This is a genomic window from Asaia krungthepensis NRIC 0535, from assembly GCF_025995175.1.
GTDB classification, from domain to species: domain Bacteria; phylum Pseudomonadota; class Alphaproteobacteria; order Acetobacterales; family Acetobacteraceae; genus Asaia; species Asaia krungthepensis.
On sequence record NZ_BAPV01000061.1, the window covers coordinates 96,667 to 111,218 of the forward strand.

Sequence of the window (14,552 nt, forward strand, 5' to 3'; positions counted from 1 at the left end):
GCACGACATGTCGCTCGAAGCTCTTGGTGATGTTTCTGGCGTCGAGAACGGTCTCGGCGTGATCAGTCAGTTTCGGTCATCCCGCGCAGGACATAAGGGAGAATCCCTCCATGCCTGTAATAGGCGACTTCATCAAGCGTATCGATGCGGCAAAGAAGCTCGACCTGCTCGGTTTCGCCGCTGGCGCGGGTGATGGTCATGGGTACGGTCATGCGCGGCGTGATGGATTCGAGCCCACCCAGCGAGATCGTTTCGGTGCCATCCAGCCCCAACGTCTTGCGTGTCGTCCCCTCACGGAAGGTCAGAGGCAGAACGCCCATGCCCACGAGATTGGAGCGATGAATACGCTCGAAACTCTCGGCGATAACCGCCTTGATGCCCAGCAGATTCGTGCCCTTCGCCGCCCAGTCACGCGATGAACCCATGCCGTATTCACGCCCGCCAATCACGACTAGAGGCGTGCCATCCTGCTGGTAGCGATGCGCGACGTCATAGATCGATGCGACGGTCCCGTCGGGCAGATATTTCGACATGCCACCTTCGACACCAGGCAGCATCTCGTTGCGGATACGGATATTGGCAAAGGTGCCACGCACCATCACGCGGTCATTGCCACGGCGTGACCCGTAGGAGTTGTAGTCCCCAACCGACACCTGATGCTCGCTCAGGAACTTGCCCGCCGGTGAAGACGGCTTGATGGCGCCTGCCGGAGAGATATGGTCGGTGGTGATGTTATCGCCCAGCAGCGCGAGGATGCGGGCATTCTCGATGTCATGCGTTTCGCCCGGCTCCTTCGTCAGCCCCTCGAAATAGGGCGGCTTCTGGATGTAGGTCGAGCTATCCGACCAGGCGAAGGTGCGGGCATCGCTGGCCACGGCCAGAGCCTGCCACTGCTTCGTCCCCTTCGAGATGCTGCCATAACGCTCGACAAAGCTCTCACGTGTGACGGAGGACTTGATAAGGGCTGCGATTTCTTCATTGCTCGGCCAGATATCGCGCAGGAAGATTTCCTTGCCATCTGTCGAGATGCCAAGCGGCTCTTTCGTGATATCCTTGCGCAGCGTGCCGAGAAGGGCATAGGCTACTACGAGCGGCGGGCTTGCGAGGTAATTGGCGCGTACGTTGGGCGAGATGCGCCCTTCGAAGTTACGGTTTCCTGAAAGCACCGAGGTGGCCACCAGACCATTGCCCTCGATCGCATCCACGATCGGTTGGGCGATGGGGCCTGAGTTGCCAATGCAGGTCGTGCAGCCATAACCGACCGTCTCGAAGCCAAGTGCATCGAGATCGGCGCTAAGTCCGGCCTTGTCGAGATAATCCGTTACCACCTGCGAGCCGGGCGCCAGCGATGTCTTCACCCAGGGCTTGGGCTTGAGACCAAGCGCACGCGCCTTGCGCGCCACAAGACCGGCCGCCACGAGAACGGCCGGATTGGAGGTGTTGGTGCAGGAGGTGATGGCCGCAATCACCACATCGCCATGACCGATATCGTAATCCGAACCGGCCACGATGGCGCGTTTGCGTACGTCATCGGGCTTCACGCCCAGCGTGGTGGTCAGGGCTTCCTCGAAAGCCGAAGTCGCATTGGTCAGCGCGACGCGGTCCTGCGGACGCTTGGGGCCTGCGAGCGAGGGAATGATGGTCGAGAGATCGAGCGACAGCACCTTCGAGAACACGGGCTCGGGGGTGTCGGCATCGCGGAACATGCCCTGGGCCCGCAGATAGGCCTCGGTCAGGCGGATGCGGTGCTCGTCGCGGCCCGTCTGGTGCAGATAGTCCAGCGTCAGTGCATCGACCGGGAAGAACCCGCAGGTCGCACCATATTCCGGCGCCATGTTCGCGATGGTCGAACGATCGGCCACCGGCAGATGATCGAGGGCAGGACCGAAGAATTCCACGAACTTGCCCACCACACCTTCGGCGCGCAGCATTTCGGTAATGGTCAGCACGAGATCGGTCGCGGTGGCACCTTCAGGCAGCATGCCGTCCAGACGCACACCGATCACATCCGGGATCAGCATGGCGATCGGCTGGCCGAGCATCGCGGCCTCGGCCTCGATGCCGCCCACGCCCCAGCCCAGCACGCCCATGCCATTCACCATAGTGGTGTGGCTGTCCGTGCCATAGAGCGTATCCGGATAGGCATAGTCCTTGCCATCGACCGTCCCGGTCCAGACGGCCTGCGCCAGATATTCGAGGTTCACCTGGTGGCAGATACCGGCACCCGGCGGCACGACGCGGAAGTTCTCGAACGCGCCCTGGCCCCAGCGCAGGAAAGCGTAACGCTCGCCATTACGCTCGAACTCGATCTCGACATTGCGCTCCAGCGCATCGGCACTGCCCGCCACATCGACCATGACCGAGTGATCGATCACGAGATCGACCGGCACCAGCGGGTTCACCTTCTCCGGGTCGCCATCGAGGGCAATGATGCCGTCGCGCATGGCGGCGAGATCGACCACGGCGGGAACGCCCGTGAAATCCTGCATGAGGATACGCGCCGGTTTGAACGGCACTTCCTGATCCGAGTGGCCCTTCGCGGTCCAGTCGACAATGGCCTGCGCATCCTCCGTGCGGTAGCTCAGCCCGTCTTCGAAACGGAGCACGTTTTCGAGCAGGACCTTGAGGCTGACCGGCAGGCGGGACAGATTGCCCAGCTTGCTCGCCGCCTCAGGCAGGGAAAATATGCGGTACTTCCGGCCATCAACCTCCAGATCCCGCATCACGCCCAGGGAATCCCGTCCAACGGTTCTCATGGCTTGTCCTCCTGCCTTGTCAACTGGCTGTCTTGTCAACTGGCCCTTGCGGGCTGGCCCTTCTATACAGTCTCGACCGTTATTCGCACAGAGTCGAATGAAACTCTCTCAGGAAGATGTTATTTCCGCACAATGTCAGGTTTTCCCTCGCCTCTTGCGCCCTGGCTCGTCCTGCATGACGCAACCGTGATTCGCGGTTTGCGCCTTGTTCTGGATGGAACGAGCTTGTCGCTCTCTGCCGGTGAGGCCCTGCTGCTGACGGGGCCGAACGGCTCCGGCAAATCCACGCTGCTTCGCGTGCTGGCCGGGCTCTGCCCCATGCAGGGGGGAACCCTGACAATCGGCGGCCATGACAGGCGCGACCCCGAGCAGGCTCTGGACATTGCCTATCTTGGCCATGCGGATGCGCTCAAACCGGGACTGACCCTGCGTGAGAATCTGGCTCTTGAGGCCCGGCTGTTCAGAGGCGACCTGGAGGCCGCGCTTGACGCGCTCGACTTGCTCGATCTTGCCGATCTCCCCGCGCGGCTGCTTTCTGCCGGCCAGAAAAGGCGTGGCGCTCTGGCGCGCATTCTGCTGCGCCGCGCAAGATTATGGCTGCTCGATGAACCGAGCCTCGGCCTCGATCAGCGTGCGATCGCCTCTCTCGGCGCCCTCATGGCGGCGCATCGTGCCTCGGGGGGGATGATCGTGGCGACCACTCATGTGCCCCTGCCTCTTACGGACACACGTTCCCTTTCCCTCGCTGCACCCGAAAGCGGCCTCTGATGCCCGGCGCTTTCATTGCCCTGGTGAGACGCGAATTGCGTCTGGCCTTGCGTCACGGAGCCGATACGCTCGCGGCCCTGCTCTTCTTCCTTCTGTGCGCCAGTCTGTTTCCACTCGCGCTCGGCCCCTCCCCAACGCTGCTGCATCGCCTTGCCCCGGGCGTGATCTGGGTCTGCGCCCTGTTGGCCAGCCTGCTCCCTCTGGACCGGCTCTTCGGCTCTGAAATCGAGGACGGGGCGCTCGACCAGCTGCTGATGCTCGGCCTTCCCCCCGGCTTGCTCGCCCTGGCCAAGATGATGGCTCATTGGCTTACTACCGGCTTGCCGCTACTGATCGCGGCGGTTCCGCTCACGCTGATGCTGGGCGGCAGCCCGGACCATATAGTCCCGCTCCTTGCAGGGCTGACACTGGGGACGCTTCTTCTCTCTCTCCTTGGCGGTATGGCAGCGGGGCTGGTCCTGGGGGCGCGGCGTGGGGGTGTGCTGTTGCCTCTGCTCGTTCTCCCGCTGGCGACCCCGATCCTCATTTTCGGCGCGGCGGCAGCGGATGCCGCAGCAAATGGGCGAAGCTATGCCACTGAGCTTGACTTCCTTGGGGCATTCCTTGCCCTCGCCCTGCCCCTATGTCCGCTTGCCGCAGGAGCAGGGCTCAGGGCCGCCAGTGCGTGAGGTTCTCTTCATGGGGGCTGCACCGGCTGCAAGGCGCCACCCACAGGAGCCTCTCACTCCTCCCTGAGCCCTGACCGTCCTGCCTTGCAGGCGGACTTGTCTTTTGCTCACTCTCCGTTCTCTAACGAGTATCCCGTCTCAACCGGAAGGTGCCCATGCGTTTATCCCCCCTTCTCGCCAGTGTTGCCCTTCTGGCAATTGCCCCCATGACCGCGAAGGCTGCACCGGGCTATCTGCGCGACCCGGCCCTTTCCGGCACCCAGATGGTATTCGATGCGGAACAATCCGTCTGGAGTGTCGGGCTGCAAGGTGGGACAGCCAGCCGCCTGACCGCACCGATCGGCACCGACCCCCATCCCATTCTCTCCCCCGATGGCAAGCAGGTCGCCTTTCTCGCCAATTACGACGGACCCACAGAACTCTACGTGATGCCCATCGAAGGGGGCACGCCCAAGCGGGTGACCTATGAGAACCAGAGCGTCACGCCCATTGGCTGGGATCGCAAGGCGGGCATTCTCTACAGCACCGCTCCGCCAACCGGGCCGGGGCTGAGCCGCATCGTTGTCGCTATCCATCCTGTCAGCGGGACGCGCCGGGTCTATCCTCTGGCAGACGCCAATGATGCCGCGCTGAGCCCGGACGGGCAGTGGATCTATTTCGTGCGCTTCGGCACGGCTGTGAGCCATGATCATCTGCGGCTCTATCGCGGCGGCGCAATGGCGCAACTCTGGCGGTACAAGCTCAAGGGTGGCGTCGAGGCCGAGCGCATTGGCCCGACAGATGTGAATATGCGCCGCCCGATGCTCTGGAAGGACAGGCTGATTGTCGTCAGCGATCGTGACGGACGCAATAATCTCTGGAGCTATGCGCTGGACGGCACGGATGGTCATGCCCTCACCCACCATGACGATCTCGGCGTGGGAGAGGCCAGCCTGAGCGGCCATGACATTGTTTATCAGCTTGGGGCAGACCTCTATCACTTGGATCTGGAGACCGGCACCGAAACCCTCATACCCGTCGAGATGGCGAGCGACCGCGCTGCGCGTCGCCCCCTCTGGCTGGATAACCCCTACCCTTTCCTGACGGGAATCACGCTGGCTCCCAGCGGCAAGCAGGTGGTGATGACGATAAGGGGACATGCGGTTCTGGCTGCACCGGGACCGCTGCGCCGCGTCATCCTGGCCACTGCGCCAACAACGCGCCTGCGTCATGCCGCGCTGTCCCCCGATGGAAAGACGCTTTACGCTTTCAGTGACAAGGGCGGGGAGTCCGAGCTTTGGGCATTTCCTGCCGCTGGTGGAAGCGATGGAACGCAGCTCACCCATGGTACCAAGGGGGAGCCTACCGGCCTCTGGGTCTCACCAGATGGCACCCATATCGCCCATACCGATCTGTCAGGTCATCTTTTCCTGCACGACCTCGCTACCCATACCGACAAACTGATCGATGACGCCCGTCTGGATGGACAAAGCGACTATGACTCCGTGACATGGTCGCATGACGGGCGCGTTCTGGCCTTCGTCAGGGCGCGAGGAGAGAATATCCGTCGTCAGATCGCGCTCTATGCCCTCGATACCGGCGCCACGCTCTGGGCCACCACCCCGGACTATGAATCCTATGCGCCGAGTTTCAGTCCTGACGGGCATTTCCTGTGGTTTCTCTCGGACAGGCATTTCAGCCTGAGCAATCGCAGCCCATGGGGCGACCGCGCCCCGGCTCCAGTCTTCAATGATCGCACAGGCGTTTTCGCGCTTGCACTCCAGAAGGACGCGCATTTCCCCTTCGCGCCGGTGACCGAGCTCGTGCCGCCTGCACCTCCGAAGGCCAATGACGCCCCAGGCAAATCGGCGGGCAAGAAGCCTGCTGCCGTTCTCGATGCCGAGAACCTGCCGAACCGCCTTTATCAGCTCCCGCTGCAAGCCGGGACATTCAGCAAGATCGCGGTCGGGCCAGACATGCTTTACGTGCTGTCCCACAAGCCCGAACAGCCTGCGGGCAAGGACGACGATCTGACGCTGCGCGCCATCAGGATCGAGCCGGGCGAGATCAAACCCACCGACTTTGCCACCGGTCTGCGCGACATTGCCCTGACCCCTGATGGCAAGACGCTCATGATCGTCTCGGGAAAGGAAGATGCTCGCCCCAAGATCCAGCTTGTCCCCGCCGGGGCCTCACTGAATGGGGTCAGCAGCAACAAGACCACCGTATCGCTCGACGGCTTTCGCCTGCGTGTCGATCCGGGTGCCGAGTGGCAGGACATGTTTACCGACGCATGGCGCCTGCATCGCGATCACTTCTACGATCCAGCCCTGCACGGCGTGGACTGGAACGCGGTTCGCGAGCGCTATCGACCGCTCCTGTCGCGTGTGGGGGACCGCTCCGATCTTGACGATCTGCTCGGCCAGATGATGGGAGAGCTCAACGCCCTGCACTCGCAGCTTCGCGCAGCCGAGACCACGCAGCGTGACAACACCGTTCTGATTGCAAGCCTGGGTGCCCACCTGACCCGACAGCCCGGCGGGTTTCTGATTGATCGCATCTATCAAGGAGATCCGGACCTTCCGGATGACCGTTCTCCCCTTGCGGCTCCCGATGTCGATGCCCGCCCCGGTGACCTGATCACCGCAGTGAACGGCCAGAGCCTGACCGATCAGCCCGACCTGTCAGCCCTTCTCGCGAATCAGGCCAATCATCAGGTTCTGCTCACTCTCAAGCGCAAGGATCGCCAGTTCCAGATCGTCACCACGGCCATAGGGGCGAAGCAGGATGCCTCGCTGAGGCTCCAGGCCTGGGAGAATGATCGCGCGCGCTACGTCGCCAATTCGAGCCATGGGCGTATTGGCTACGTGCATCTGCGGGCCATGGGCAAGGATGATATTGCCCGTTTCACACGCGATTTCTTCAGCCAGACCGAGAAAGACGGTCTTGTGATCGATGTGCGCCGCAATCTCGGCGGCAATATCGATTCCTGGGTACTCTCGGAACTGCTTCGCAAGGTCTGGATGTTCTGGTCCGATCACGGCAAGGCCCCACAGGGGAACATGCAGCAAAGCTTTCGCGGACATCTCGTCTTCCTGTGCGACGCTTTCACCTATTCCGATGGGGAGACCTTCTCACAAGGCGCGAAATCGCTTGGCCTCGGGCCCCTTATCGGCACACGCACAGCCGGTGCCGGTGTCTGGCTGTCCGATAATGACCGGCTTGCCGATAAGGGCCTGCCCCGTACGGCGGAGCGTCCTTATTTCGATATGCACGGTCACTGGCTGGTCGAAAATCATGGTGTCGAGCCGGATATCACGGTCGACAACATGCCTGTCGCGACGTTCAACGGGCAGGACCAGCAGCTCGACAAGGCGCTGGAGACGCTGAACGCGTTTCTCGAGCAACATCCAATCGCCCCCATGGCCCCTGAACCGTTCAACAACACGGCTGAGGCAAGACCCCACTGAACAAGCCGAGGCGATCGAGTGTGGGCGATGGTTTCTTGAAGCGGGCGATTCGGGACACCGCCATTCGAGATAAATGATGCCCTCTCCCCCTCATCCCGGGGCACAAAAGGGCAAGGTTCTTTCGCAGGGCTGCGGAGAAGCCCTGCTCCGCCTGTTCAGCAGCTTGGAGAGTAAGCCACTGGTACCAGGATAGCGCTCTTCATGGTGCCAAGGAGCGGCAGGATACCTTTGGGCGGCCAGGCCCCGGTCTCAACGGCCTGTTTACGTTTGGCGGCGCGATCCGCAAGATCGGCATAAGGCCATGCATGGGCCAGTCGAGACGGCCCCTCATCCGAGGTCATTACCAGATAGGCAGGGGAAACAACGTTCCGCGCCGGGAGCGCCCCTTCCATCAGGGCCGTTACCTCGGCTTCGCGGCCAGGACGGATGTCATAGACGCGCCACTCATAGGAACCGCCGAAGGTCCCGGGCGAGGGCTGCGTCCCGCCGATCAGCGTCCAGCGCTGACGATCCATGCGCTCGATCCCGCTTTCCTGACCGGGCCATACGATATCTTTCGGGGTTTCGCTGAAAAGAACGACGACCTCGTTGAGCGACCCGAGTTCGGTCGTCCAGCACCCGAGAAACCCGGCACGACCGACGAGGGGCGCTTCGAGTGCCCCCACGATCGCAGGGACACTGCCCGAGCGGCAGGTGAGAACGAAGGTTTCTACGCTTACCGACATCGGGACTTTTCCTTGTCTGCTGTTCTTATTTTTTGAGTGAATCGACGAATTTCTCGAGCCAGTGGATCGTGTAGTCACCCTTCTGGAACTGCGGATCGGCCAGGATCTTGCGGTGCAGCGGAATGACCGTCTTCACCCCATCCACCACGCATTCATCCAGAGCCCGCATCATGCGTGCAATTGCCTCGGCGCGTGTCGGGGCGTGGACGATCAACTTGGCGATCATGCTGTCGTAATAGGGCGGAACGCGATACCCGGCATAGATGGCGCTGTCGATACGCACACCCAGACCACCCGGTGCATGGAAGACCTTGATCGTGCCGGGATTCGGCATGAAGGTTTCAGGATCTTCCGCATTGATACGGCATTCGATGGCATGACCGCTGAAGGTGATGTCCGACTGTTCGTAGCCGAGCGCCTGACCGGCTGCCACGCGGATCTGCTCACGGACCAGATCAACATCGCACACCATTTCGGTCACGGGATGCTCGACCTGAAGACGCGTGTTCATCTCGATGAAGCAGAACTGGCCGTCCTGATACAGGAATTCCAGCGTACCGGCGTTGCGATAGCCCATCTTCTTAAGCGCCGCCGTGGCAGTCGCCCCGATCGCATCGCGCTCTTCAGCCGAGAGAACAGGCGATCCCGCTTCTTCCAGAAGCTTCTGGTGACGACGCTGCAGAGAACAGTCACGCTCGCCGAAATGCACGACATTGCCATGCGTATCGGCCATGATCTGCAGCTCGATATGACGCGGCTTGTCGAGATATTTCTCGAGATAGACCTCGTCATTCCCGAATGCCGCGCGGGCCTCGGTACGGGCGACCGACCAGGCTTCCTCGATCTCGTCCTCGGTCTGTGCCACCTTCATGCCACGGCCGCCGCCGCCAGCGGCAGCCTTGATCAGCACCGGATAGCCGACCTTGGCGGCGACTTCGCGTGCCGCAGCCAGATCGCGCAAGGCACCATCCGAACCCGGCACGAGGGGCACACCAAGCTCACGCATGGTGGTCTTGGCCATGATCTTGTCACCCATCGTGCGGATATGATGGGCGGTCGGGCCGATGAACACGAAGCCGTGCTCCTCGACTGTTTCGGCAAAATCGGCATTCTCGGATAGGAAGCCATAGCCGGGATGGATGGCTTCAGCCCCGGTGATTGTCGCGGCCGAGAGAATGGCCGCCACATTCAGATAGGACTCACGTGACGAGGGCGGCCCGATGCAGACCGCCTCATCCGCCAGTCGGACATGCATGGCATCGGCATCGGCCGTTGAATGCACGGCAACCGTCGCTATGCCCAGTTCACGGCAGGCGCGCAGGATGCGAAGCGCGATTTCGCCGCGATTGGCGATCAGGATCTTGGAAAACATCGGGTTCCAGACTCAGTCAGTAATGCTTATTCGATGATGGCGAGTGCTTCGCCGAATTCAACCGGGTCACCGCTGGAAACCAGAAGCCGCTTCAGAGTGCCGCCGCGCGGCGCCTTGATCTGATTGAAGGTCTTCATCGCCTCGATCAGCATCAGGGTCTGACCGGCCGTCACGGCTTGGCCTTCCTGCACGAAGGGAGGAGCCGACGGATCGGGTGCCAGATAGGCAATGCCGACCATCGGGCTGTTGACAGCGCCAGGATGGTTGGCGGCATCGACCGGGGCAGCTGCCGGAGCAGGTGCGGCAACAGGCGCCGCAGCGGCAGGCGCTGGACCAACGGCATGAACCACCTGGCCGCCAGCATTGCGCGCCACACGAATGCGACTGTCCTTTTCCGCGACCTCGATCTCGGTCAGTCCGGTTTCAGTCAGAATATCGGCCAATGCCCGGATGGCATCCGCGTCCACGAGCATACGGCTCATCGTTCGTCCTCGTCTTCAATCATGTCATAGAGTGCACGCAATGCCATGGCGTAGCCACGCACCCCAAACCCGCAGATTACGCCAATAGCGGCCTGGGAGGTATAGGTGTGATGGCGAAAGGCATCGCGGCGATGGATATTGGAGATGTGAACCTCCACCGTCGGCAGGCCCGTAGCAAGCAGCGCATCGAGCAATGCGATGGATGTGTGACCATAGGCCGCCGGATTGATCACGATACCACGCGCCCTACCCCGGCATTCCTGGATCCAGGAAACCAGTTCCCCCTCGATATTCGTCTGGCGAAAATCGATGGCGACATCGAGCTGCTCGGCGGCCTGAATGCAGACCTGTTCAAGGTCGTCCAGTGTCGCATGGCCGTATATTTCCGGCTGGCGCATTCCGAGCATGTTGAGGTTGGGGCCGTTCAGCACGGCAATCATCGGGCGAATCATGAAAGGAGCCCGTAGCACTTTCGCTTGGGCCGTAAAAGCCTTCCCGCAGGACGTTGCAGGATTACGCCTCATTCCTGCCTCGTTTCTCGGGTTTTTTGTTTCTCACGAGGCCGCCACAGGTCGCGATAGCGGGCACCAGACGCCAGGTTTCCAGGGCTCTGGCATCACGATTTCGCAATCGAGGCGGGCTGTGATACACACGTCGTTCGCCGTCCCGGATTGTCGGGGCATTCGTTCGTTCGGAGTAACTGGGCAAAAGGCTGCAAGCTGTCGTGATATCATCTAGAAGCAGAAAACTGACATTCAGTTCCACGGAACGATGCAAGATGCGTCTCCGCGCCCGAATCGGAGGTCTGGCTCTGCTTTGCACGGCATTCGCACCGAAGCACGGCGCTCACGCGGCCGCTGCCGCGCAGGCTTCCTCCCAGACAACGGTCCTGACAGAACCCACCGCGGACCATGCGCCATGGGCTTCATCGGTACGGCTTGCCCTCGCCAAGCGCGCCCATCGCATTGCTCTCGCCAGCCATAATGTTCTGGCCTGGTCGGAACACGGCGTGGCGAGCTGGTACGGACGCAGGCTGGCCGGACATCGTACCAGCAGTGGTGAACGGCTCGACGGCCAGGCGCTGACAGCGGCGCATCCTACCCTGCCAATGGGCTCCAAAGTCCTTGTCCAGAATGAAGACACGGGCAAATCCGTGATCGTGACCGTCAATGACCGCGGCCCCTTCAACAGCCGTATCATCGATCTGTCGCATGCCGCTGCGGCCGAACTCGGTATGCTGGGCAGTGGCACGGCCCATGTGAAGCTCGCGCCGATTCCATCCGGTGCTCCGATTCAGGAAGATCAGCCGCTCGAAGTCGCCGAGGCTGAAGCTGAAGACACGAACGAGCAGGCGCTCGATGCCGTCACTCCGGTAGTCAAGCCTCACTCATCCAGGGCTGCCACGACGCATCGAAGCCACCACCACAAGTAAAACGAGCGGCCGTCAATGTGGGCATCTCTCCGCGAGATAAGCTGAAAAAGGGCGTGGGCCAATGGTCTCACGCCCTTTCTATTGCGCCCCGCTCCGTCGGTATCAGCTTTCTGAATGGGCAACCACGACGGGTTCGCTCCCTTCCTGGACACGCGTGACCCCGGGAACCTTGGGATTGAAACCCTTCATGCGGTCCTCGAGGCCGGCATTCAGTTCTGCACCGAACAGCACCACATAGGTCCCCACGAAGAACCACATCATGATTGCTGCGACGGCTCCCAAGGGCCCATAAGTCGAGCCGTAACTGGCAAAATGACTGACGTAGTAAGAGAAAGCGAGCGAGGTCAGGACCCAGAGCAGCGTCGCGACCAGCGATCCCGGCACGATCCAGCGCCAGTCGGGCTTGTCCCTGCAGGGGCCGTAACGGAAAAGCAGGGTCACTGCTGCGAACACGAAGAGCAGCATCAAGGCGGGCGCACCGAAATGCACGATATAACGCGTGCTGTAGCTCATCAGATAATCCGTGAGATACAGGATCTCGGGCGGCAGGTTGCGCAGACCGAAACGGTTGAGCAGATCCGGCATATAATCCACAAGCGCCGGGAAAGCGACCATGAGAGCCAGGGTCATGCACGCCCCGACCACTGCCCCGAAGGTCACGCCCAGCGCCAGAAATTGGAACCGGAAGAAGCCGCGTGTCTCGAGCACGTCATAGGCCAGGTTCAGTGCGGAGAGGACCGATTTTGTGCTGGCCGAGGCTGACCACAGCGCGATCGTGGTCGAGAAAATAAGGCCAACCGTCAAAGATGCATGGGGCTGGGCAATAAGCGTGTGGATCTGCGAGGCGATCAGTTCGAAGGCCGTTGCCGGAAGCAGATTACGCAGCACATTGAGCTGGGGCTCGACCGTCTGCAGATCGAAAATCAGGCCATAAAGCGAAATGAGCGACGAGATCGCCGGGAAGAGAGAGAGCGTGGCGTAGAAGGCGCACCCCGCTGCCGACAGGCTGGTCTGACTCGATCCAAGATTGCTGAATGTCTGGCGCAATACGAGTTTCCACCCGCCAAGCGGCATGTGGATAGGACTGCGCGCACCGGTACCCGGTGCCTCACGCCCCATGGCTTCCTCGCCTGCTTGGGTCTCCACGGCGCGATCAGACGCGACCTCGCGGGGTCCCGACGCATCGACGGCACCACCTGATTCAACGGCTGTTCTCAGGGCCTGACTATTCGATGTCGGGAACTCGTCCACAAAAATCTCCTTGCTTGCGACCACACGGGTGAAGACCGTGGCGCGCTGCCTCTCTCATCCTTTGCCCACTAATGCTCCATGCCGGAGCATCAGCGGTTTTGGGCTGGACGCTGTCTCTATTGCCTGCGCTTCCCGCAATCGGGAAGACACATTGCCCCATCATGACGCCCAAAGCCTTGAAACGTTGCACGGCATATTGCGTTACAGGGCGACAACTTTGCCCCATGCGAAGAAAAAAAAATCACCGTCAATTTTTTAGTTGCAACAGGGGGGGTTTGGTCCCATATGCGCCCCACGCAGCAACGCACGTGCCACTGGCCCTCTGTAGGTTACGCAACGACGTCAAGCGTTCTGGCAATCGGGCTGATCCTGCTCATTTTCGAGCAACCAGCCTCGTCCTGATCGCCGGTCCGTTCGACCGTTTCGCAACAAACCCGCCCGTGCAGCTTCGGGCGGATTTCGGGAGGAGTGACTCATGACTCCGAAAATCGTCCGCTATCTTGCCGAGCAGCAGCCGGCAACCCCCTGCCTCGTCGTCGATGTCGACCATGTGGAAGAGCGCTACCACGCCCTGCGTGACGCCCTGCCCCTTGCTCACATCTATTACGCCGTGAAAGCCAATCCTGCCGCGCCGATTCTGGAGCGCCTGGTCCGTCTCGGCTCGTCCTTCGACGCCGCCTCCATCGGCGAGATCCATCAGTGCCTGGCGGCCGGCGCACAGGCCAGCCAGATTTCGTTCGGCAACACGGTCAAGAAAGTCTCGTCCATCCGTGAGGCTTTCGGCCTCGGCGTCGACCTTTTCGTGTTCGACAGCGAGGAAGAACTGGCCAAGCTGGCCGAGCATGCTCCTGGCTCGCGCGTTTTCTGCCGCCTTGCGGTTGAGAATGAGGGCGCTGACTGGCCCCTGTCGCGCAAGTTCGGCACCACCGTGTCTCATGCAAAGGACTTGCTGCTGAAGTCGGTCGAGCTGGGTCTCGAGCCCTATGGTCTGTCCTTTCATGTGGGCAGCCAGCAGACCAGCACCACGGCCTATGAGGCAGCGATCGCCAAGGTGGCCATGCTGTTCACCGATCTCTCGGCAGCGGGAATCGATCTCAAGATGGTCAATCTCGGCGGCGGCTTCCCCGTGCGCTATCGCGATGACATCCCCGAAATCGAACAGTTCGGACTCGCCATCGGTCGCGCCATGACCGAGCATTTTGGCAATGCCCTGCCGCAGATGCTGATCGAACCTGGCCGCTTCATGGTGGCCGAAGCCGGCGTGGTTTCGACCGAGGTCGTTCTGGTGAGCCGTCGCGGCGGCAAGGAGAGCGATCCGCGCTGGGTCTATCTCGATATCGGTCGCTTCGGCGGCCTGGCCGAGACCGAAGGCGAGGCCATTCGCTATCGTTTCCGCACCCCGCATGACGGTCTGCCCACGGGCGAGACAGTCGTGGCCGGTCCGAGCTGCGACGGTGTCGACATCATGTATGAAAAGAACCGCGTTCAGCTTCCCTATGCGCTGAATTCGGGCGATCGCATCGAGATCCTCACCACCGGTGCCTATGTCACCACCTATTGCTCGACAGGGTTCAATGGTTTTGCCCCGCTGGGCGAACACTATATCTGAACCCGGATCGGGGCCGCTCATCTTTCGTCCCCTTGCCGGG

At 61.5% G+C, this 14,552-nt stretch carries 11 protein-coding genes; 5 read left to right on the top strand and 6 right to left on the bottom strand.

Annotated elements, in window-relative coordinates; translation table 11 throughout:
- Window positions 1–62: 62 nt before the first annotated feature.
- Window positions 63–2,756, bottom strand: a complete 2,694-nt coding sequence (gene acnA, locus AA0535_RS14750; RefSeq protein ID WP_264817418.1) for an aconitate hydratase AcnA — start codon at window positions 2,754–2,756, stop codon at window positions 63–65.
- A gap of 132 nt (window positions 2,757–2,888) precedes the next feature.
- Between acnA and ccmA the strand changes: the two genes are divergently transcribed.
- The 3 genes from ccmA (at window position 2,889) to AA0535_RS14765 (ending at window position 7,641) form a co-directional block, all read left to right on the top strand.
- Entirely contained in the window at window positions 2,889–3,524 is a 636-nt protein-coding gene (gene ccmA, locus AA0535_RS14755; RefSeq protein ID WP_264817419.1) for a heme ABC exporter ATP-binding protein CcmA, read from the top strand.
- Window positions 3,524–4,192, top strand: coding sequence for a heme exporter protein CcmB (ccmB, locus tag AA0535_RS14760; protein WP_264817420.1), 669 nt, complete (start codon window positions 3,524–3,526; stop codon window positions 4,190–4,192). The genes ccmA and ccmB overlap by 1 nt, the downstream gene beginning before the upstream one ends.
- A gap of 155 nt (window positions 4,193–4,347) precedes the next feature.
- On the top strand, window positions 4,348–7,641 hold the full coding sequence (locus tag AA0535_RS14765) for a S41 family peptidase (protein ID WP_264817421.1): 3,294 nt from the start codon (window positions 4,348–4,350) through the stop codon (window positions 7,639–7,641).
- A 155-nt stretch (window positions 7,642–7,796) separates the two neighbouring features.
- On the opposite strand, the gene AA0535_RS14770 is transcribed toward AA0535_RS14765, so the two are convergent.
- From AA0535_RS14770 to aroQ, 4 genes are read right to left on the bottom strand one after another with little or no spacing between them, the layout of a single operon-like run.
- Complete coding sequence (locus AA0535_RS14770; RefSeq protein WP_264817422.1) at window positions 7,797–8,366, bottom strand: NIPSNAP family protein; 570 nt, start codon at window positions 8,364–8,366, stop codon at window positions 7,797–7,799.
- Between the two features lie 25 nt (window positions 8,367–8,391).
- Window positions 8,392–9,738 (bottom strand): acetyl-CoA carboxylase biotin carboxylase subunit, encoded by a 1,347-nt coding sequence (gene accC, locus AA0535_RS14775; protein WP_264817423.1) that lies wholly within the window; start codon window positions 9,736–9,738, stop codon window positions 8,392–8,394.
- Window positions 9,739–9,764: 26 nt separating this feature from the next.
- Complete coding sequence (locus AA0535_RS14780; RefSeq protein WP_127102722.1) at window positions 9,765–10,220, bottom strand: acetyl-CoA carboxylase biotin carboxyl carrier protein; 456 nt, start codon at window positions 10,218–10,220, stop codon at window positions 9,765–9,767.
- Window positions 10,217–10,672: a type II 3-dehydroquinate dehydratase gene (gene aroQ, locus AA0535_RS14785; RefSeq protein ID WP_023979560.1), complete on the bottom strand. Its 456-nt coding sequence runs from the start codon at window positions 10,670–10,672 to the stop codon at window positions 10,217–10,219. Before aroQ ends, AA0535_RS14780 begins: the two co-directional genes overlap by 4 nt.
- Before the next feature lie 326 nt (window positions 10,673–10,998).
- Here aroQ and AA0535_RS14790 point away from each other — a divergent pair, with 326 nt between their 5' ends.
- On the top strand, window positions 10,999–11,652 hold the full coding sequence (locus AA0535_RS14790; RefSeq protein WP_264817424.1) for a septal ring lytic transglycosylase RlpA family protein: 654 nt from the start codon (window positions 10,999–11,001) through the stop codon (window positions 11,650–11,652).
- A gap of 102 nt (window positions 11,653–11,754) precedes the next feature.
- Here AA0535_RS14790 and AA0535_RS14795 read toward each other — a convergent pair whose 3' ends face one another.
- Window positions 11,755–12,771 carry a YihY/virulence factor BrkB family protein gene (locus tag AA0535_RS14795; RefSeq protein WP_373319360.1) on the bottom strand — a complete coding sequence of 339 codons (1,017 nt, stop codon included), beginning with the start codon at window positions 12,769–12,771 and terminating at the stop codon, window positions 11,755–11,757.
- Between the two features lie 607 nt (window positions 12,772–13,378).
- On the opposite strand from AA0535_RS14795, the gene AA0535_RS14800 reads away from it, so the two are divergent.
- Window positions 13,379–14,512, top strand: a complete 1,134-nt coding sequence (locus tag AA0535_RS14800; RefSeq protein ID WP_264817425.1) for a type III PLP-dependent enzyme — start codon at window positions 13,379–13,381, stop codon at window positions 14,510–14,512.
- The last annotated feature ends 40 nt before the right edge of the window (window positions 14,513–14,552 follow it).

What these genes read in the sequence shown, in the direction of transcription:
- acnA (WP_264817418.1), bottom strand. Translation starts at nt 2,756, where the DNA reads ATGAGAACCGTTGGACGGGATTCCCTGGGCGTGATGCGGGATCTGGAG.
- ccmA (WP_264817419.1), top strand. Translation starts at nt 2,889, where the DNA reads ATGTCAGGTTTTCCCTCGCCTCTTGCGCCCTGGCTCGTCCTGCATGAC.
- ccmB (WP_264817420.1), top strand. Translation starts at nt 3,524, where the DNA reads ATGCCCGGCGCTTTCATTGCCCTGGTGAGACGCGAATTGCGTCTGGCC.
- AA0535_RS14765 (WP_264817421.1), top strand. Translation starts at nt 4,348, where the DNA reads ATGCGTTTATCCCCCCTTCTCGCCAGTGTTGCCCTTCTGGCAATTGCC.
- AA0535_RS14770 (WP_264817422.1), bottom strand. Translation starts at nt 8,366, where the DNA reads ATGTCGGTAAGCGTAGAAACCTTCGTTCTCACCTGCCGCTCGGGCAGT.
- accC (WP_264817423.1), bottom strand. Translation starts at nt 9,738, where the DNA reads ATGTTTTCCAAGATCCTGATCGCCAATCGCGGCGAAATCGCGCTTCGC.
- AA0535_RS14780 (WP_127102722.1), bottom strand. Translation starts at nt 10,220, where the DNA reads ATGAGCCGTATGCTCGTGGACGCGGATGCCATCCGGGCATTGGCCGAT.
- aroQ (WP_023979560.1), bottom strand. Translation starts at nt 10,672, where the DNA reads ATGATTCGCCCGATGATTGCCGTGCTGAACGGCCCCAACCTCAACATG.
- AA0535_RS14790 (WP_264817424.1), top strand. Translation starts at nt 10,999, where the DNA reads ATGCGTCTCCGCGCCCGAATCGGAGGTCTGGCTCTGCTTTGCACGGCA.
- AA0535_RS14795 (WP_373319360.1), bottom strand. Translation starts at nt 12,771, where the DNA reads ATGGGGCGTGAGGCACCGGGTACCGGTGCGCGCAGTCCTATCCACATG.
- AA0535_RS14800 (WP_264817425.1), top strand. Translation starts at nt 13,379, where the DNA reads ATGACTCCGAAAATCGTCCGCTATCTTGCCGAGCAGCAGCCGGCAACC.